This is a genomic window from Pseudomonas sp. 58(2021) (assembly GCF_017491585.1).
GTDB classification, from domain to species: domain Bacteria; phylum Pseudomonadota; class Gammaproteobacteria; order Pseudomonadales; family Pseudomonadaceae; genus Aquipseudomonas; species Aquipseudomonas fluorescens_BT.
Window position 1 is genome coordinate 107,648 of sequence record NZ_JAFGYZ010000014.1, and the last position, 17,498, is coordinate 125,145.

A 17,498-nucleotide genomic window follows, 5' to 3' on the forward strand; every position below is an offset into this window, starting at 1 on the left:
CTCCGTCATTTCCAGTCATAGCAACCGACAACGGCCAACCATGCGCACCAGTCAATTTTTGCTCGCCACACAGAAAGAAACGCCTTCCGACGCGGTCGTCATCAGCCATCAGCTGATGCTGCGCGCCGGCATGATCCGCAAACTCGCCTCGGGCCTGTATACCTGGCTGCCGATGGGCTTGCGAGTGATGCGCAAGGTGGAAGCCATCGTTCGCGAAGAGATGAACGCCGCCGGCTCTCTGGAAGTGTTGATGCCGAGCACCCAACCGGCCGAGCTGTGGCAGGAATCGGGGCGCTGGGAAGAATACGGCCCTGAGCTGCTGCGCATCAAAGACCGCCACGGTCGCGATTTCTGCGCGGGCCCGACCCACGAAGAAGTGATCACCGATCTGATGCGCAACGAGTTGAGCAGCTACAAGCAGCTGCCGATCAACCTGTACCAGATCCAGACCAAATTCCGTGACGAAATCCGTCCACGCTTCGGCCTGATGCGCGGTCGCGAATTCATCATGAAAGATTCGTACTCGTTCCATGCGGATCAGGCGTCGCTGCAGATCACCTATGACCGCATGCACGAAGCGTACTGCAACATCTTCACCCGCCTGGGCCTGAAGTTCCGTCCGGTGGAAGCCGACAACGGTTCGATCGGTGGCGCCGGCTCCCACGAGTTCCACGTGCTGGCCGAGTCCGGCGAAGACGATATCGTCTTCAGCAACGGCTCCGACTATGCGGCGAACATCGAGAAGGCCGAAGCCGTACCGCGTGAAACCTCGCGCGCCGCGCCAAGCGAAGAGCTGCGTCTGGTCGATACGCCAGACACCAAGACCATCGCGGCCCTGGTGGAGAAATTCAATCTGCCGATTGAAAAGACCATCAAGACCCTGATCGTGCATGCCGAAGAAGAAGGCAAGCTGATCGCCCTGATCATACGTGGCGATCACGAGCTGAACGAAATCAAGGCCGCCAAGCAGCCAGGCGTTGCCAGCCCGCTGGTCATGGCCTCCGATGCCGAACTGCGTGACGCCATTGGCGCCGGCGCCGGATCGCTCGGCCCGCTGAACCTGCCGCTGCCGATCATCATCGACCGTTCGGTCGAGCTGATGAGCGACTTCGCCATCGGTGCCAACATCGATGACAAGCACTACTTCGGCGTGAACTGGGAGCGTGATCTGCCGGTTCCGACCGTAGCCGACCTGCGCAACGTCGTGGCCGGCGACCCAAGCCCGGACGGCAAGGGCACCCTGGAAATCAAGCGTGGCATCGAAGTCGGGCACATCTTCCAGCTGGGCAACAAGTACAGCAAGGCGATGAAGTGCGAAGTGCTGGGCGAGAACGGCAAGCCGGTCACCCTGGAAATGGGTTGCTACGGCATTGGCGTGTCCCGCGTGGTGGCTGCCGCCATCGAGCAGAACAACGACGAGAACGGCATCATCTGGAGCGACGCCCTGGCACCGTTCCAGATCGCCCTGGTGCCGCTGCGCTATGAAACCGAGCAGGTGCGCGAAGCCACCGACAAGCTGTATGCGGAACTGACCGCGGCCGGCTTCGAAGTGCTGCTGGACGACCGCGACAAGAAAACCAGCCCGGGCATCAAGTTCGCGGACATGGAGCTGATCGGCATTCCACACCGGATCGTGGTCAGCGACCGCGGCCTCGCCGAAGGCAACCTGGAATACAAGAGCCGTACCGAAGGCCAGGCGCAAGCGCTGCCGGTTGCCGACGTACTGTCCTTCCTGCAGGCCCGTATCCGCCGCTGAAACCAGATAGAGTCCTCATGTTCAAGCGAAACACCTTAGGCCTCGGTGGTGCCGCCCTGTGCGGCACCCTGCTGGTCAGCGGCTGCGCCAATCACATGTCACAGCGCAGCGAGCACGAAGAGCGGGTCGAGCGAAAGTTGCTCGATCACAGCCTGCAGATCGATGTCGGTGAGCCTAAGGTGCTTGAGCTGCCGCAGCGCCGCGTGAAGATCAACGAGCAGAAAACCTTCGAGGTCACCGAATACGAAGTGACCCGTCGTTATGACCGCTACACGCCTTACCAGCCCTGGCGCGAAATCTACGAGATTCCGCTGGGTGCCGTAGCGGTGGTGGCCGGCGTCGGCGCCAACGTGGTCAATGTGTTCGCTCTCGGCAACCTGCCGGACAGCGTGACCAAGGACTGGCTGAGCTACGGATTCGCCGGGCTCAATCCGTTCATGAACGTGCAGTCCCACGGTCGTGCGCAACAGAACCTGGCCGGTATCGATGAAGTTCAGCGCGACAAGCGCATGGAGTATTCGAGCCTGCCGTGGAGCGAGCGCCCGGTGCAGGTCAAGGCCGGCAAGCAGACCTTCGACATGACCACCGATCGTAACGGCGTGCTGCGTCTGAACCTGCTGGACAGTCCGTTCGCCGAAAACGATCTGAATCACGTGGGCAAGCTGCAGATCAGCGTCGAAGACGCCAAGGATGACGTGCATTCCGACTCGTCCCTGACCATCAGCAGTCACCTGCGCGGCAAGCTGCTGGAAGCGCATGGCCTGATTTACGACGATCTGGAAGACGACGAAGTGAGCCAGTGGGTGCACCGGGTCAAGCGCCTGTCGGAACTGGGCCTTGAAGAAGAAGCCAGTGAGCTGGAGCAAAGCCTGATCGAGCTGACGCGCAACGATCCCGAGTTGCAGGCCGAGTTTCTCAAGTCTCTGACCAAGGATGCCGGGCGACTGGTGGCGGACCCTGGTCCGAACTGACAACACTTATAGAAGAGCCCGAACCTGTTTCGGGCTTTTTTATGCGCGCTACCGCTCGAACAACTCCATCTGCTCGAACCCGCCGCGCAAATCCTCAAGCCGCACCCCGACCCCGAGCAGTCGCACCGGTTTGCCACCGCGATTGAACGCCTGCGTCAGCATCAATTGATAACTGCCCAGATCCCGCCCTGCCCCGGCCTGCTCCAGCGTGGTCTGGGTGAAATCATGGAATTTCACTTTGACGAACGGCTTGCCCGGCCGATAGCTGCTGTCGATCCGAGCCATGCGGGTTTTCAGGGTCTCGAGCAATTCAGGAAGCTTGTCCAGGCAACTGCGCAGGTCGGGCAGATCGACGTCGTAAGTGTTTTCGACACTGATCGACTGACGACGACTGTCGTTATGCACCTGCCGCTCATCTATCCCACGGGCCAGACTCCAGAGTCGCTCGCCAAAACTGCCGAATTCGCGCACCAACGCCAACTTGTCCCACTCGCGCAGTTGCGAGCAGTCGTTGATTCCAAGCTTGCCCAATTTGTCCGCAGTGACCTTGCCAACGCCATGCAACTTGCTCACCGGCAGGCCGCTGACGAAGTCTTCGACCTGATCCGGGGTGATGACAAACAGGCCGTTGGGCTTTTTCCAGTCGCTGGCGATCTTGGCCAGAAACTTGTTTGGCGCGACGCCGGCGGAGACGGTGATGTGCAATTGATTGGAGACGCGGCGCCTGATGTCCTGGGCGATCCGAGTGGCACTGCCACCAAAATGCGCACTGTCGGAGACATCGAGGTAGGCCTCGTCCAGTGATAGCGGTTCGATCAGGTCGGTGTAGTCGCGAAAGATCGTGTGAATTTCCTTCGATGCCTCGCGGTAGGCGTCCATCCGCGGCTTGACGATGGTCAGGTCCGGACACAACTTCAACGCATGCCCGGAAGACATCGCCGAACGCACCCCGTAAGCCCGCGCCTCATAGTTGCAGGTAGCAATCACCCCGCGCCGGTCTGCCGAACCACCCACCGCCAGCGGTTTGCCGGCCAGACGCGGGTCATCCCGCATCTCGATGGCGGCGTAGAAACAGTCACAGTCGATGTGGATGATTTTTCGCTGAGTCATGGCAGAAAAGGAAACATGGCAAGCCGGACGGGCAGTATCTCACTGACACCTGTATATAGCACCAGTGGTATGAAGGTTCTTTTCCATCAGTAGGAAACTTCCTTTGAATTTATTTTTTCAATCGAAATTCACCACCCGATAGAGCTGAGACCCACGTCCTGCCTGACCTGCGGCCCCGCGAGCACCCTCCAAAAAGAGCTAAGCAATTGAACCAGAACAGATTTCACCCGGATACAAGGTTGACACCCCGGCAATTCTCTGTAGAATGCCGCCACACAGACGCGGGATGGAGCAGTCTGGTAGCTCGTCGGGCTCATAACCCGAAGGTCGTCGGTTCAAATCCGGCTCCCGCAACCAAACATCAAAAAAGGCTACTCGAAAGAGTGGCCTTTTTTGTGCGCGTCTGTTTTTCATTTGGCAATCATCCGGGCCAAACAGGAATTCGTTGCAATTCCGAAACTTACCCCCTCTCCTGCGGCGGATTGACGCGATTTCACACTTATTTGACCCTTCCCGGGATTATCGGTTGACACCCCGCCGTTCGCCTGTAGAATGCCGCCACACAGACGCGGGATGGAGCAGTCTGGTAGCTCGTCGGGCTCATAACCCGAAGGTCGTCGGTTCAAATCCGGCTCCCGCAACCAAACATCAAAAAAGGCTGCTCGAAAGAGTGGCCTTTTTTGTACCTGTGGAAAAAGTCCTTTCGCAACAATGATCTGTCATCGTGCAGTGAACCGTTCAGGATCGTCAGACCCGCGAGTTGCGACTATGCTTGAGTCGCAGGCAAGAGGTCTCCAATCCGAGACCTGCCCTCGCCGATACCCGACGAGAGGCGTAGTATTTTGTGATTATTTTTTTCTACAGGGATTGGTAACTTGGCTGGATACCCCCATCCTGTCGCGCACAATCCAAGAGGTGATTGATGCGCGCCAACTCGTCTGATCCACAAGACACCCTCACCGAGAATCCATCGATCAAGCCCGAGCGCATGCGCCTGCTGGATCGAATCAGCAAATACCGGCAACCGATCGGTCTGGCGGTCACGTTGCTGCTATTCGCCATCGCACTGATCGCCTGTCGTCATCTGCTCAGCGAACTCGATCTCTATGCCTTGCACGACTCGATACTCGATGTGCCCAAGCCGGCCCTGCTGGGTGCTTTCGGTGCAACGGTCGTGGGTTTCATCATTCTGCTGGGCTACGAATGGTCGGCCAGTCGCTACGCCGGCGTGACCATCCCGCCGCGCACGCTGGCGCTCGGCGGCTTCACCGCATTCGCGATCGGCAATGCCATCGGTCTGTCGATGCTGTCCGGCGGCTCGGTGCGCTACCGTTTATATGCTCGGCTTGGCCTGGGCGCTTCGGAAGTTGCGCACATGACCTTGTTCGCCAGCCTGTCGCTGGGTTGTGCGCTGCCGCCACTGGCGGCGCTGGCTACCCTGAGTGACCTGCCGGCAGCCTCCCAAGCCCTGGGCCTGTCCGAGGGCCTGCTGGCCACAATTGCCTCTGCCGTGCTGCTGCTCGGCGCTATCCTGGCCGTCGGTATCTATCGTCGGCGCCTGCCGGAGCAGCCTTATCGCGACAACCTGCTGGTCAAGGTCGGCCGCCGCACCCTGCGCTTGCCGGGCCGACGCCTGACGTTCCTGCAACTGGTCATCACCGCCCTCGACGTGGCCGCTGCCGCTACCGTGTTGTACATGCTGCTGCCGGAAGCACCGCCATTCGGCGCGTTCCTGTTGGTGTATCTGCTGGCCCTTGCTGCCGGCGTGCTCAGCCACGTGCCGGGCGGGGTCGGGGTTTTCGAGGCGATTCTTCTGGCCGCGTTCGCCGACAAGCTCGGCGCGGCGCCACTGGCCGCCGCCCTGCTGCTCTATCGCATGATCTATGTAGTGCTGCCATTGCTGGTGGCTTGCGTGCTGCTGCTGATCAATGAAGGTCAGCGCCTGTTTCAAACCCAGACCATGCGCGCCGCTTCCGGTCTGGCGGCACCGATCCTCGCGGTGCTGGTGTTCCTGTCCGGCGTGGTGCTGCTGTTTTCCGGCGCGACACCTGAAATCGACACGCGCCTGGAACACATCGCCTACCTGATTCCCCATCGCCTCGTCGACGCCTCGCACTTCGGCGCCAGCCTGATCGGCGTGCTGTGCCTGATGCTCGCACAGGGCCTGCGTCGCCGACTGTCGGCTGCGTGGATGCTGACCACCATTCTGCTGCTGGTGGGCGCCCTGCTCTCGCTGCTCAAGGGTTTCGACTGGGAAGAAGCCACGCTGATGACCCTCACCGCCGCACTGCTGGGGGTGTTCCGCCGCTCGTTCTATCGCCCGAGCCGCCTGACCGAAGTACCGTTCTCGCCGCTGTATCTGGTGGCCAGTCTGTGTGTCCTCGGCGCCTCGACCTGGCTGCTGCTGTTCGCTTACCAGGACGTGCCGTACAGCCATCAGTTGTGGTGGCAGTTCACCCTCGACGCCGACGCCCCGCGCGGTCTGCGCTCGCTGCTGGGTGCGGCGGTGCTGTTGCTGGTGATCGCCCTGACCTGGTTGCTGCGTACCGCCCGCCCGGTGATTCATCTGCCGACAGCGGACGAACTGGAGCGCGCCACGAAGATCCTGATGGCCTCCTCGCAACCGGACGGCGGCCTGGCCCTGACCGGTGACAAGGCGCTGCTGTTCCACCCCAACGACGAAGCCTTTCTGATGTACGCCCGTCGCGGCCGCAGCCTGGTGGCGCTGTACGACCCGATCGGCCCTGGTCAGCAACGCGCGGAAATGATCTGGCAGTTCCGCGACCTGTGCGACATCCACCACGCCCGTCCCGTGTTCTATCAAGTGCGTGCCGAGAACCTGCCGTACTACATGGACATTGGTCTGACCGCGATCAAACTGGGCGAGGAAGCCCGGGTCGACCTGCATCGCTTTGACCTGGATGCCAAGGGCAAGGAGATGAAGGACCTGCGCTACACCTGGAACCGCGGCACCCGCGACGGCCTGTCGCTGGAAATCCACGAGCCGGGCCAGGCACCCATGGATGAGCTCAAGGTGATTTCCGATGCCTGGCTGACCGGCAAGAACGTACGCGAGAAAGGCTTCTCGCTCGGCCGTTTCAGCGACGATTACCTGAAGCATTTCCGCATCGCGGTGATTCGCTTCGAAGGCCGTCCGGTGGCGTTCGCCAACCTGCTCGAGACTTATAGCCATGACCTGGCCAGTCTCGACCTGATGCGCTCGCACCCGGACGCCCCCAAGCTGACCATGGAGTTTCTGATGGTCGGCCTGATTCAACATTATAAGAGTCACGGATACGCGCGTTTCAGCCTGGGCATGGTGCCGCTGTCGGGGTTGCAACCCCGTCGTGGTGCACCGCTGACCCAGCGTCTGGGCTCGATGGTTTTCCGCCGTGGTGAGCAGCTGTACAACTTCCAAGGCTTGCGCCGCTTCAAAGACAAGTTCCAGCCTGACTGGGAACCCCGTTATATGGCGGTGCCCGCCGGACTCGATCCGCTGGTGGCACTGGCCGATACTGCTGCCCTGATCGCGGGCGGCTTGACTGGATTGGTGAAACGCTGATGATTCAACGCTCCCTGAAGTACATCCTGGCCGCACTGATCGTGCTGGCCGTGATTGCCGGCGGCGGTTACTGGTACCTCAAACGCCCGGCACCGGAACCGACCCTTGAAAAGCTCACGCCGGCTGACGGCACCGTCATGACCCGGCTCATCCCCGGCACCAAGCCCAAGGCCCAGGTGCTTGTGGCGGTCGAGGACGACAAGAAACTCACCGACAATCAACTGACCACCCTGAGCCGCAGCGCCTCGGCGCAGATCGTTCAGGTGATTCTGCCCAAGGATTGCCTGCTGCAGAGCCGCGCACTGCAAAGCGGTCTGCGCGAACTGAACGGCCCGGCGACCCTGGTCAGCGGCATCGGCCCTGGCGCAGTGCTGGCCTGGCGCTGGCTGTCTGAACAGAAGGACGACAAGGCCCAGGCCGTGTCGGTCGACCTGGCGCTGGAAAAAGGTGGCTGCACCCACCTGCTGCCAAAATCCGCCGCCCACGGCCACTGGCTGGTGGCCTGGAACGACAACCCGGACGACACCAGCGCCGGTTTCGTGCGCGACCAACCGAACGCCGAAACCAGCATCAGCGACTACGACATCAACCTGCCGCAAGTGCTGAACAACGAACTGCGCAAGATTCTTGTCGGTGGTGACAAGGCGGCCGGCGGCCTGCAGATCCCGGTCGTGGAAGTCCCGGCCGGCCAGGCCAAGGACACCGTGACGCTGTTCCTGTCCGGTGACGGCGGCTGGCGAGATCTCGACCGCGATGTGGCCGGTGAGATGGCCAAGATCGGCTACCCGGTGGTCGGCATCGACACCCTGCGCTACTACTGGCAGCACAAGAGCCCGGAACAGAGCGCGCTGGACCTGACCGAACTGATGCAGCACTACCGCCAGAAGTGGGGTACCAAGCGCTTCATACTGACCGGCTACTCGTTCGGTGCCGACGTCCTGCCGGCCATCTACAACCGCCTGCCGGAAACCGAGCAGCAACGCGTCGACGCAATCATCCTGCTGGCCTTCGCCCGCACCGGCAGCTTCGAAATCGAAGTCGAAGGCTGGCTCGGCAACGCCGGCAAAGAAGCCGCCACCGGCCCGGAAATGGCCAAGCTGCCACCGGCCAAGGTTGTGTGCATCTACGGCGCCGAAGAAACCGATGAGAGCGGCTGCACTGACAAGACGGCAGTGGGCGAAGCGGTGAAACTGCCCGGCGGCCACCACTTCGACGAAAACTACCCGGCGCTGGCCAAGCGTCTGGTGGATCTGATCGAGAAGCGTCAGACCAAGGATCAGCCGGCAGAGTGATCTGAAGCGCACCAACGAAAAGCCCCCGCCAGTCGCAAAACTGACGGGGGCTTATTGTTTAAAGGCGCCTTTCAGCAGCGCCATACACCTCTTTGTCACGTCGAACCCCCACCGCAACGATCAACACCTGGATTTCCCGACCATCGACTCGATAAACGATTCGCGTGTCGCCCGTTCGAATTCGTCTGCAACCCGCAAGACTGGCTCGCAGAGGCTTACCACTTTTGTCTGGCTCGCCATGGATGATCCGTTCTTCGATCACATCCAATATCCGGTTGGCAGCTACTGATCCCAATTGATCAAGATCCCCTTGGACTTCCGGATGATAAATCACTCCCCAAACCATCCAGCGCTCCCTTAATCCTTCCGAGCGTACCTTGCCCGCATATCCTCATGGCTGACAGCCTTGGTCTGATCAAAATTGCTCAGACGTTCACGGGCAGCCGCTTCGATGCGAAGGTTCTCAAGTTCATCCAGCATTTCCTGATAGGCCTGCACGTTGATGATGACCGCTGCCGGTTGATTGTCCTTGAAGATGACCAGACGCTCAGTGGCACGACTGGAAATCTCCTTGAGCTTCGCGCTGAAGCTCCTGACCATGGCAGTCACGGAAATTGCCTGGTCAGCACGCTCTAATAATGCCGTCATAATCACCTCTCACTCACATGCTGATGCGTACGTTAATGCACAGAGTATTGTGCTGAATTAAACATAGTGCAACTTGCTGTTTCCACTATCCGACCAAGCCCTCGTAAACCGAACACGCACAAAAAAGCCCCCGCCAGCCGCAAGGCTGACGGGGGCTTTTTGATGACGCCGGTTTACATCTCCACCTGCGTCCCCAACTCAATCACCCGGTTCAGCGGCAGATTGAAGAACCGCAGATTGCCGTTGGCATTCTTCAACATGAACGCAAACAGCGCTTCACGCCAGCGGGCCATGCCTTCGAGTTTCGAGGCGATGACCGTTTCGCGGCTGAGGAAGTACGTGGTGCGCATCGGGCTGAAGTCCAGGTCGTCCAGATGGCAGAGTTTCAGCGCCTGTGGCACGTCCGGCTCGTCGGTGAAGCCGAAGTGCAGGATCACCCGGAAGAAGCCTTCGCCGTGGGCTTCGACTTCGAAGCGTCGTGATGGTGGAACGCGCGGAATGTCTTCATAGACCACGGTCAGCAGCACAACCTGCTCGTGTAATACCTGGTTATGCAGCAGGTTGTGCAACAGCGCGTGCGGCACCGCGTCGGAGCGGGCGGTGAGGAACACGGCTGTACCCTGCACGCGATGCGGCGGCTGGACGCGGATACTGCTGATGAAGATCGGCAGCGGCAGTGCGCCTTCGTCCAGGCGCTCGACCAGCAATTGCTTGCCGCGCTTCCAGGTGGTCATGAGGATGAACAAGGCGATACCGGCGATCACCGGGAACGCACCGCCCTGGACGATTTTCGGCACGTTGGCGGCGAAGTACAGACCGTCCACCAGCAAGAAGCCGATCAGCACCGGCACCGCCAGCACCGGTGGCCACTTCCACAGCAGCAACATGACGGCCGACACCAGAATCGTGGTCATCAGCATGGTCCCGGTCACAGCTACGCCATAGGCCGAGGCCAGTGCGCCCGAGGACTCGAAACCGATCACCAGCAACACCACGCCCACCATCAGCGACCAGTTCACCGCGCCGATGTAGATCTGGCCCTGCTCATCGCTGGAGGTGTGCTGGATGTACATGCGCGGGATGTAACCGAGCTGGATCGCCTGACGGGTCAGCGAGAACGCGCCAGAGATCACCGCCTGGGAGGCGATCACCGTGGCCAGGGTCGACAGACCGACCAGCGGAATCAACGCCCAGCTCGGGGCCAGCAGGTAGAACGGGTTGCGCGCGGCGTCCGGGTTCTCCAGCAGCAAGGCGCCCTGACCGAAGTAATTGAGCACCAGCGCCGGCAGCACCAACAGGAACCACGCCCGGGCAATCGGCTTGCGCCCGAAGTGGCCCATGTCGGCATACAGCGCTTCGGCACCGGTCAGCGCCAGCACCACGGCGCCGAGGATCGCCACGCCCATGCCGGCATGCACCATGAAGAAACGCACGGCCCAGATCGGGTTCAGTGCCTTCAGCACTTCCGGGGAATGGCTGATGCCATAGACGCCAAGGGCTCCGAGCACCAGGAACCAGGTGACCATGATCGGCCCGAAGAGAATGCCGATCCGCGCCGTACCGTGACGCTGGATCAGGAACAGGCCCACCAGCACCACCAGTGACAGCGGCACGACCCAGTGGTCGATGCCATCGAACGCCAGTCCCAGACCTTCAATGGCCGAGAGCACGGAAATTGCCGGGGTAATCATGCTGTCGCCGTAGAACAGCGCCGCGCCGATCAGGCCGCAAACCACCAGTAGCGAACGCAACGTCCTGCGCTTGCCCGCCGCCCGCCGTGCCAGCGCGGTCAGTGCCATGATCCCGCCTTCGCCCTGGTTGTCGGCGCGCAGGACGAACATCATGTACTTGATCGATACGACCCAGATCAGCGACCAGAAGATCAACGACAGAATGCCCAGCACTCCATCGTGATTGACTGGTACGCCGTAACCGCCGGAAAACACTTCTTTGAGGGTGTACAACGGGCTCGTGCCGATGTCGCCGTAAACTACCCCGACTGCCGCGACCAGCATGCTCAGCGGTTTTGCAGCCGAATGCTCGGCGCCCGCCGCCTGACTACTTGCCTGACCCATCCAACACTCCTGATTCTCGAACCGGCTTCTTTGAATGAAGCACTATGCTTTGTGGTGCAGCATGCGCTGTTTTACCTGTTGTTACAGACGTTTTGTTGACTGTAAAAAATCGGTAAAGCTTCACGGCGCGAAGCATAGCGCAGCACTCGTCGTATTTCCCTGCATAAAGCTGGTCAAGTGCGTTGCTCATCGCTAGAATTGCGCACTTTTTGATCAGAGGCGCGTTTCAAGCGCCCGTCCGTCGGCTTCCGAACCAGGCAAGCGACGTCACAAAACACCGAGGTTAGACATGTCCACCACTCCTGCGCCGGCCAATCCAAAGGTTGGCTTCGTATCTCTGGGTTGCCCGAAAGCACTGGTCGACTCCGAGCGCATCCTGACCCAGCTGCGCATGGAAGGCTATGACGTGGTGTCCACCTATCAGGACGCCGACGTGGTCGTGGTCAACACCTGCGGGTTCATTGACTCGGCCAAGGCCGAATCCCTGGAAGTCATCGGCGAAGCGATCAAGGAAAACGGCAAGGTCATCGTGACCGGCTGCATGGGCGTGGAAGAAGGCAACATCCGTGACGTGCACCCGAGCGTGCTGGCCGTCACCGGTCCGCAGCAGTACGAGCAAGTGGTCAACGCCGTCCACGAAGTCGTACCGCCGAAACAGGATCACAACCCGCTGATCGACCTGGTGCCGCCGCAAGGCATCAAGCTGACCCCGCGTCACTACGCGTACCTGAAGATCTCCGAAGGCTGCAACCACAGCTGCAGCTTCTGCATCATCCCGTCGATGCGCGGCAAACTGGTCAGCCGTCCGGTCGGCGACGTGCTCGACGAAGCTCAACGTCTGGTCAAATCCGGCGTGAAGGAACTGCTGGTGATTTCCCAGGACACCAGCGCCTACGGCGTTGACGTCAAGTACCGCACCGGTTTCTGGAACGGCGCGCCGGTGAAAACCCGCATGACTGAACTGTGCGAAGCACTGAGCACCCTCGGCGTCTGGGTCCGTCTGCACTACGTTTACCCGTACCCGCACGTCGACGAGCTGATCCCGCTGATGGCCGCCGGCAAGATCCTGCCGTACCTGGACATTCCGTTCCAGCACGCCAGCCCGAAAGTCCTCAAGTCGATGAAACGCCCGGCGTTCGAAGACAAGACCCTGGCGCGGATCAAGAACTGGCGCGAGATCTGCCCGGACCTGATCATCCGTTCGACCTTCATCGTCGGCTTCCCCGGCGAAACCGAAGAAGACTTCCAGTACCTGCTGGACTGGCTGACCGAAGCCCAGCTCGACCGCGTCGGCTGCTTCCAGTACTCGCCGGTCGAAGGCGCACCGGCCAATGACCTGAACCTCGACATCGTCCCGGACGACGTCAAGCAGGATCGCTGGGAACGCTTCATGGCGCACCAGCAGGCCATCAGCTCGGCCCGTCTGCAGATGCGCATCGGCCGCGAGATCGAAGTGCTGGTGGACGAAGTCGACGAGCAAGGCGCGGTCGGTCGCTGCTTCTTCGATGCTCCGGAAATCGACGGCAACGTGTTCATCGACAACGGCAGCAACCTCAAGCCGGGCGACAAGGTCTGGTGCAAAGTGACCGACGCCGACGAATACGACCTCTGGGCCGAACAGATCTAAACGCGAAAAATACGAAAAGCCCCGCTCTCTTTTACGAGATGCGGGGCTTTTTTACGGCTATCGTTTGTGAGGGGAAGGACTCCCTCATTGATGACAAAGAGGCTAACGGGCATGCGTCACCATTCGGTCATCCACACACCGAAACTCAGCGATTATCAGGAACTGACCCGGGTCTGGGAGGTCTCGGTTCGCGCGACCCATGATTTTCTGCCGGACAGCTATATCGAGCTGTTGCGCAATCTGGTGCTGACCCGCTACCTCGACGCAGTGATGCTGATCTGTACCAAGGACAACCACCAGCGCATCACCGGGTTTGCCGGCGTGGCGGCGGGCAAGATCGAAATGCTGTTCATCGACCCCGAGCATCGCGGCCAGGGCCTGGGCAAAAAGCTGCTGAGATACGCCATGGAACACCTGAACGCCGATGAACTGGACGTCAACGAGCAGAACCCGCAGGCCCTGGGTTTTTACTTCAAGCAGGGCTTCGAGGTGATCGGACGGTCGGAAGTCGATGGCATGGGCCAGCCGTATCCGTTGCTGCACATGCGTCTGAAACAACCGGAACAGCGCGCCGTACGCGGCTAAAAGCCACACGGTACAAATGCAATCGCGATTAACCGGCGCCAGGCAGGTACAATGCCCACCCCTTTTTTGTTACGGCCCCTGTCATGACTGACCCGATTCGCCTCTCCAAACGCCTCATCGAACTGGTCGGTTGCTCCCGCCGGGAGGCCGAACTGTTCATCGAGGGCGGCTGGGTCACCGTGGACGGCGAAGTCATCGACGAGCCGCAGTTCAAGGTCGGCGACCAAAAGGTCGAACTCGACAAGGACGCCAAGGCCACTGCGCCGGAGCCGGTGACCATTCTGCTCAACGTGCCGGCCGGCATGGATGTCGATACGGCGATGCAGTCGCTGAGCGCCGACACCCTCAGCGAAGAACACCGCTACGGCAAGCGACCGCTGCGCGGGCACTTCCTGCGCCTGACCGCCAGCGCCGACCTGCAACCCAAGGCCAGCGGCCTGCTGGTGTTCACCCAGGACTGGAAGGTGCTGCGCAAGCTCACCGCCGACGCGGCGAAGATCGAGCAGGAATACGTGGTCGAAGTCGAAGGCGACATGGTCGCCCACGGCCTCAATCGCCTGCAGCATGGCCTCACCCACAAGGGCAAGGAGCTGCCACCGGTCAAGGCCAGCTGGCAGAACGAAAACCGCCTGCGCTTCGCCATGAAGAACCCACAGCCGGGGATCATCGCCCAGTTCTGCGAAGCGGTCGGGTTGAAGGTCGTCGGCATCCGCCGTATCCGCATCGGCGGCGTATCGATCGGCAAGGTGCCAGCCGGCCAATGGCGCTACCTGTCCGGTAAAGAGAAGTTCTAAGGCCCCCGTTGCCGCCATACATTCCGGCATCGCGCCTGCGCGGTGCCCACAGCGAACGATCAGGATTGCAAACATGGTTCATAACGACGTATTGCGTAGCGTGCGCTACATGCTCGACATCAGCGACAAGAAAGTCGTCGAAATCATCAAACTGGGTGGCATGGACGTAACTCTTGCCGACGTGGTGACCTGGCTCGACAAGAAGGAAGAAGACGAAGAAGGTTTCGTGCGCTGCCCGGACGAAGTCCTCGCGCACTTCCTCGACGGTCTGGTGATCTTCAAGCGCGGCAAGGACGAGAGCCGTCCACCGCAGCCGATCGAAGTGCCGGTGACCAACAACATCATTCTGAAAAAACTGCGCGTGGCCTTCGAACTGAAGGAAGACGACATGCACGCGATCCTCAAGGCTGCCGAGTTCCCGGTGTCCAAGCCTGAGCTGAGCGCGTTGTTCCGCAAGGTCGGCCACACCAACTACCGCCCGTGCGGCGACCAGTTGCTGCGCAATTTCCTCAAGGGCCTGACCCTGCGCATTCGCGGCTGATCCTTGAAAAAACGGCGACTTCGGTCGCCGTTTTCATGCATGCCTCTCCATTCCCTCAAAAAATAGTGGCTCCGCTTTTCGCGGCCGGCGACTAGGGTGTACTGAACCCTAGCCCTCAGGATTCGCCATGCACCCGTATTTCTCCCTGCAAGGCCGCACCGCCCTGGTGACCGGCGGCACCCGTGGTATCGGCAAAATGATCGCCAAGGCGTTTGTCGAGGCCGGCGCCCGTGTGTACGTCTGCTCCCGTGACGCTGAAGCCTGCCATCAAACCGCTGAAGAACTCAGTGCTCTGGGCACTTGTCTGGGCATGGCGGCGAATCTGGCGACGGAAGAAGGCGTAAAAGAGCTGGCCGCGCGACTGGGCGAGCAGATCACTCATCTGGACATTCTGGTGAACAACGCCGGTACCACCTGGGGCGCGCCGCTGGAGAGCTACCCGGTCAAGGGCTGGGAAAAGGTCATGCAGCTCAACGTGACGTCGGTGTTCAGTTGCATCCAGCAGTTTCTGCCGTTGCTGCGCAAGGCGGGCTCGGCGGCGAATCCGGCACGGATCATCAACATCGGTTCGGTGGCCGGCATCTCTTCCTTCGGCGAACAGGCCTACGCCTATGGGCCGAGCAAAGCGGCGCTTCATCAATTGTCACGAATCCTCGCCCGTGAACTGGTGAGCCAGCACATCAACGTCAACGTCATCGCGCCGGGGCGTTTCCCGAGCAAGATGACCCGGCACATCGTCAGCGACCAGCGGGCGTTGGCCGAAGACACCGCGCTGATCCCGATGAAACGCTGGGGCCGTGAAGAGGAAATGGCGGCGCTGGCGATCAGCCTGGCGAGCACTGCCGGGGCCTACATGACCGGAAATGTCATTCCGCTGGATGGCGGGTTCAGTCTTTAGATCGGCGACGCGGCCGGACGGGTTATCATGCCCGCCCTGCTCCGCTTCGAATGCAAACCATGACTTACAGCGTCTCCCCCATCGGCTTCGTCCGCTCCTGCTTCAAGGAGAAGTTCGCCATCCCGCGCCAGCCGCAACTGGCCCCCGCCGCCCGTGGCGTGCTGGAGCTGGTGGCGCCGTTCGACCAGGGCGACGCAGTGCAGGGGCTGGAGCAGGTCAGTCACGTCTGGCTGCTGTTCCTGTTCCATCAGGCGCTGGAGGAAAAGCCGCGACTGAAGGTCCGCCCTCCCCGTCTGGGTGGCAACAAGTCCATGGGCGTGTTCGCCACCCGCGCCACTCACCGGCCGAACGGCATTGGTCAGTCGGTGGTGAAACTGGACAAGGTCGAAGCCAATCGCCTGTTCATCTCCGGCATCGATCTGCTGGACGGCACGCCGATTCTCGACATCAAACCCTACGTGCCGTACGCCGACATCATTGCTGACGCCTCCAACAGCATCGCCAGTGCCGCGCCGCAACTGATCGACGTGCAGTGGACGGACGCGGCGCTGCAACAGGCGCACACGCACGCTCAGCGCCTGGCCGAGCCGCTGGTCGAGTTGATCGAGCAATGCCTGGCCCAGGATCCGCGTCCGGCGTATCAGACGCCCGTGCCTGAACGCGAATACGGCGCGCAGTTCTGGGATCTGGACGTTCGTTGGCACTACCCGACGCCCGAACAGATCCGCGTTCTGGAAGTGATTCCCGCCGCTGACTGAATCGCGGAAACGAAAAAGCCCGCGCTGCCTTCTCAGGCAACGCGGGCTTTTCTATCGGCATCGTCGGGATTATTTCTCGACGAATGCACGCTCGATCAGGTAGTCACCCGGCTCGCGCATACGCGCCGAGATCTTCAGGCCGAAGCTGTCGAGCACTTCGCTGGTCTCGTCGAGCATGCTCGGGCTGCCGCAGATCATCGCGCGGTCGTCCTGCGGGTTGATCGGTGGCAGGCCGATGTCGCTGAACAGCTTGCCGCTGCGCATCAGGTCGGTCAGACGGCCCTGATTCTCGAACGGTTCACGGGTCACGGTCGGGTAGTAGATCAGCTTGTCACGCAGCGCTTCGCCGAAGAACTCGTTCTGCGGCAGGTGCTCGGTGATGAATTCGCGGTAGGCGACTTCGTTGACGTAACGAACACCGTGAACCAGGATCACTTTCTCGAAGCGCTCGTAGGTTTCCGGGTCTTGGATCACGCTCATGAACGGCGCCAGACCGGTGCCGGTGCTCAGCAGGTACAGGTGCTTGCCCGGGTTCAGGTCGTCGAGCACCAGGGTGCCGGTCGGTTTTTTCGAGATGATGATCTCGTCGCCTTCCTTCAGGTGCTGCAGCTGGGAGGTCAGCGGACCATCAGGCACCTTGATGCTGAAGAACTCGAGATGCTCTTCCCAGTTCGGGCTGGCGATCGAGTAAGCGCGCATAAGCGGGCGGCCGTTGGGCTGTTGCAGGCCGATCATCACGAACTGACCGTTCTCGAAGCGCAGGCCCGGATCGCGGGTGCACTTGAAGCTGAACAGAGTGTCGTTCCAGTGATGAACACTGAGGACACGCTCGTGGTTCATGTTGCTCATGTACGTGGGACTCCTGGAGATTGATCTGCGCT

Annotated in this window: 15 protein-coding genes and 2 tRNA genes; 12 read left to right on the plus strand and 5 right to left on the minus strand. The window is 60.9% G+C overall.

The features are described 5' to 3' along the window. Window positions 1-40: 40 nt before the first annotated feature. Window positions 41-1,756, plus strand: coding sequence for a proline--tRNA ligase (locus J5M72_RS17900; RefSeq protein ID WP_207866678.1), 1,716 nt, complete (start codon window positions 41-43; stop codon window positions 1,754-1,756). 17 nt (window positions 1,757-1,773) lie between these two features. Further along, window positions 1,774-2,727 carry a hypothetical protein gene (locus tag J5M72_RS17905; protein ID WP_169429125.1) on the plus strand — a complete coding sequence of 318 codons (954 nt, stop codon included), beginning with the start codon at window positions 1,774-1,776 and terminating at the stop codon, window positions 2,725-2,727. Between the two features lie 48 nt (window positions 2,728-2,775). Here J5M72_RS17905 and dinB read toward each other — a convergent pair whose 3' ends face one another. Beyond that, window positions 2,776-3,837: a DNA polymerase IV gene (gene dinB / locus J5M72_RS17910; protein WP_114881690.1), complete on the minus strand. Its 1,062-nt coding sequence runs from the start codon at window positions 3,835-3,837 to the stop codon at window positions 2,776-2,778. A 280-nt stretch (window positions 3,838-4,117) separates the two neighbouring features. Here dinB and J5M72_RS17915 point away from each other — a divergent pair. The 4 genes from J5M72_RS17915 to J5M72_RS17930 all read left to right on the plus strand — a co-directional run bounded on the left by J5M72_RS17915 (window position 4,118) and on the right by J5M72_RS17930 (window position 8,691). Continuing rightward, window positions 4,118-4,194: transfer RNA gene (locus tag J5M72_RS17915), tRNA-Met, on the plus strand. 210 nt (window positions 4,195-4,404) lie between these two features. Continuing rightward, window positions 4,405-4,481 (plus strand) — tRNA-Met (locus J5M72_RS17920). 278 nt (window positions 4,482-4,759) lie between these two features. Next, complete coding sequence (mprF, locus tag J5M72_RS17925; protein WP_169429124.1) at window positions 4,760-7,399, plus strand: bifunctional lysylphosphatidylglycerol flippase/synthetase MprF; 2,640 nt, start codon at window positions 4,760-4,762, stop codon at window positions 7,397-7,399. After that, the gene (locus tag J5M72_RS17930) at window positions 7,399-8,691 is read left to right on the plus strand and encodes a virulence factor family protein (RefSeq protein WP_169429123.1); all 1,293 of its coding nucleotides are present in this window, start codon (window positions 7,399-7,401) and stop codon (window positions 8,689-8,691) included. The genes mprF and J5M72_RS17930 overlap by 1 nt, the downstream gene beginning before the upstream one ends. Before the next feature lie 58 nt (window positions 8,692-8,749). On the opposite strand, the gene J5M72_RS17935 is transcribed toward J5M72_RS17930, so the two are convergent. The 3 genes from J5M72_RS17935 to J5M72_RS17945 all read right to left on the minus strand — a co-directional run bounded on the left by J5M72_RS17935 (window position 8,750) and on the right by J5M72_RS17945 (window position 11,414). Further along, window positions 8,750-9,037 carry a type II toxin-antitoxin system RelE/ParE family toxin gene (locus J5M72_RS17935; RefSeq protein ID WP_169429122.1) on the minus strand — a complete coding sequence of 96 codons (288 nt, stop codon included), beginning with the start codon at window positions 9,035-9,037 and terminating at the stop codon, window positions 8,750-8,752. Window positions 9,038-9,048: 11 nt separating this feature from the next. Continuing rightward, complete coding sequence (locus tag J5M72_RS17940; RefSeq protein ID WP_007954962.1) at window positions 9,049-9,339, minus strand: Phd-YefM; 291 nt, start codon at window positions 9,337-9,339, stop codon at window positions 9,049-9,051. Window positions 9,340-9,512: 173 nt separating this feature from the next. Continuing rightward, window positions 9,513-11,414 carry a potassium transporter Kup gene (locus J5M72_RS17945; RefSeq protein WP_207866679.1) on the minus strand — a complete coding sequence of 634 codons (1,902 nt, stop codon included), beginning with the start codon at window positions 11,412-11,414 and terminating at the stop codon, window positions 9,513-9,515. 289 nt (window positions 11,415-11,703) lie between these two features. Here J5M72_RS17945 and rimO point away from each other — a divergent pair, with 289 nt between their 5' ends. The 6 genes from rimO to tsaA all read left to right on the plus strand — a co-directional run bounded on the left by rimO (window position 11,704) and on the right by tsaA (window position 16,617). Beyond that, complete coding sequence (rimO, locus tag J5M72_RS17950) at window positions 11,704-13,041, plus strand: 30S ribosomal protein S12 methylthiotransferase RimO (protein ID WP_007954955.1); 1,338 nt, start codon at window positions 11,704-11,706, stop codon at window positions 13,039-13,041. A 111-nt stretch (window positions 13,042-13,152) separates the two neighbouring features. Further along, window positions 13,153-13,626 (plus strand): GNAT family N-acetyltransferase, encoded by a 474-nt coding sequence (locus J5M72_RS17955; protein ID WP_207866680.1) that lies wholly within the window; start codon window positions 13,153-13,155, stop codon window positions 13,624-13,626. A gap of 83 nt (window positions 13,627-13,709) precedes the next feature. Next, on the plus strand, window positions 13,710-14,420 hold the full coding sequence (locus J5M72_RS17960) for an rRNA pseudouridine synthase (RefSeq protein WP_207866681.1): 711 nt from the start codon (window positions 13,710-13,712) through the stop codon (window positions 14,418-14,420). Between the two features lie 73 nt (window positions 14,421-14,493). Next, on the plus strand, window positions 14,494-14,961 hold the full coding sequence (locus J5M72_RS17965; RefSeq protein ID WP_169429118.1) for a DUF1456 family protein: 468 nt from the start codon (window positions 14,494-14,496) through the stop codon (window positions 14,959-14,961). A 127-nt stretch (window positions 14,962-15,088) separates the two neighbouring features. Next, window positions 15,089-15,859, plus strand: a complete 771-nt coding sequence (locus J5M72_RS17970) for an SDR family oxidoreductase (protein ID WP_207866682.1) — start codon at window positions 15,089-15,091, stop codon at window positions 15,857-15,859. A gap of 59 nt (window positions 15,860-15,918) precedes the next feature. Further along, entirely contained in the window at window positions 15,919-16,617 is a 699-nt protein-coding gene (gene tsaA / locus J5M72_RS17975; RefSeq protein ID WP_207866683.1) for a tRNA (N6-threonylcarbamoyladenosine(37)-N6)-methyltransferase TrmO, read from the plus strand. Between the two features lie 69 nt (window positions 16,618-16,686). Here tsaA and fpr read toward each other — a convergent pair whose 3' ends face one another. Further along, a complete protein-coding gene (gene fpr, locus J5M72_RS17980; RefSeq protein ID WP_003222277.1) occupies window positions 16,687-17,466 on the minus strand; it encodes a ferredoxin-NADP reductase in 780 nt (259 codons plus the stop codon). Between the last annotated feature and the right edge of the window lie 32 nt (window positions 17,467-17,498).

What these genes read in the sequence shown, in the direction of transcription:
- J5M72_RS17970 (WP_207866682.1), top strand. Translation starts at nt 15,089, where the DNA reads ATGCACCCGTATTTCTCCCTGCAAGGCCGCACCGCCCTGGTGACCGGC.
- J5M72_RS17935 (WP_169429122.1), bottom strand. Translation starts at nt 9,037, where the DNA reads ATGGTTTGGGGAGTGATTTATCATCCGGAAGTCCAAGGGGATCTTGAT.
- J5M72_RS17905 (WP_169429125.1), top strand. Translation starts at nt 1,774, where the DNA reads ATGTTCAAGCGAAACACCTTAGGCCTCGGTGGTGCCGCCCTGTGCGGC.
- tsaA (WP_207866683.1), top strand. Translation starts at nt 15,919, where the DNA reads ATGACTTACAGCGTCTCCCCCATCGGCTTCGTCCGCTCCTGCTTCAAG.
- fpr (WP_003222277.1), bottom strand. Translation starts at nt 17,466, where the DNA reads ATGAGCAACATGAACCACGAGCGTGTCCTCAGTGTTCATCACTGGAAC.
- J5M72_RS17945 (WP_207866679.1), bottom strand. Translation starts at nt 11,414, where the DNA reads ATGGGTCAGGCAAGTAGTCAGGCGGCGGGCGCCGAGCATTCGGCTGCA.
- J5M72_RS17900 (WP_207866678.1), top strand. Translation starts at nt 41, where the DNA reads ATGCGCACCAGTCAATTTTTGCTCGCCACACAGAAAGAAACGCCTTCC.
- dinB (WP_114881690.1), bottom strand. Translation starts at nt 3,837, where the DNA reads ATGACTCAGCGAAAAATCATCCACATCGACTGTGACTGTTTCTACGCC.
- J5M72_RS17955 (WP_207866680.1), top strand. Translation starts at nt 13,153, where the DNA reads ATGCGTCACCATTCGGTCATCCACACACCGAAACTCAGCGATTATCAG.
- J5M72_RS17965 (WP_169429118.1), top strand. Translation starts at nt 14,494, where the DNA reads ATGGTTCATAACGACGTATTGCGTAGCGTGCGCTACATGCTCGACATC.
- J5M72_RS17940 (WP_007954962.1), bottom strand. Translation starts at nt 9,339, where the DNA reads ATGACGGCATTATTAGAGCGTGCTGACCAGGCAATTTCCGTGACTGCC.
- J5M72_RS17930 (WP_169429123.1), top strand. Translation starts at nt 7,399, where the DNA reads ATGATTCAACGCTCCCTGAAGTACATCCTGGCCGCACTGATCGTGCTG.
- rimO (WP_007954955.1), top strand. Translation starts at nt 11,704, where the DNA reads ATGTCCACCACTCCTGCGCCGGCCAATCCAAAGGTTGGCTTCGTATCT.
- mprF (WP_169429124.1), top strand. Translation starts at nt 4,760, where the DNA reads ATGCGCGCCAACTCGTCTGATCCACAAGACACCCTCACCGAGAATCCA.
- J5M72_RS17960 (WP_207866681.1), top strand. Translation starts at nt 13,710, where the DNA reads ATGACTGACCCGATTCGCCTCTCCAAACGCCTCATCGAACTGGTCGGT.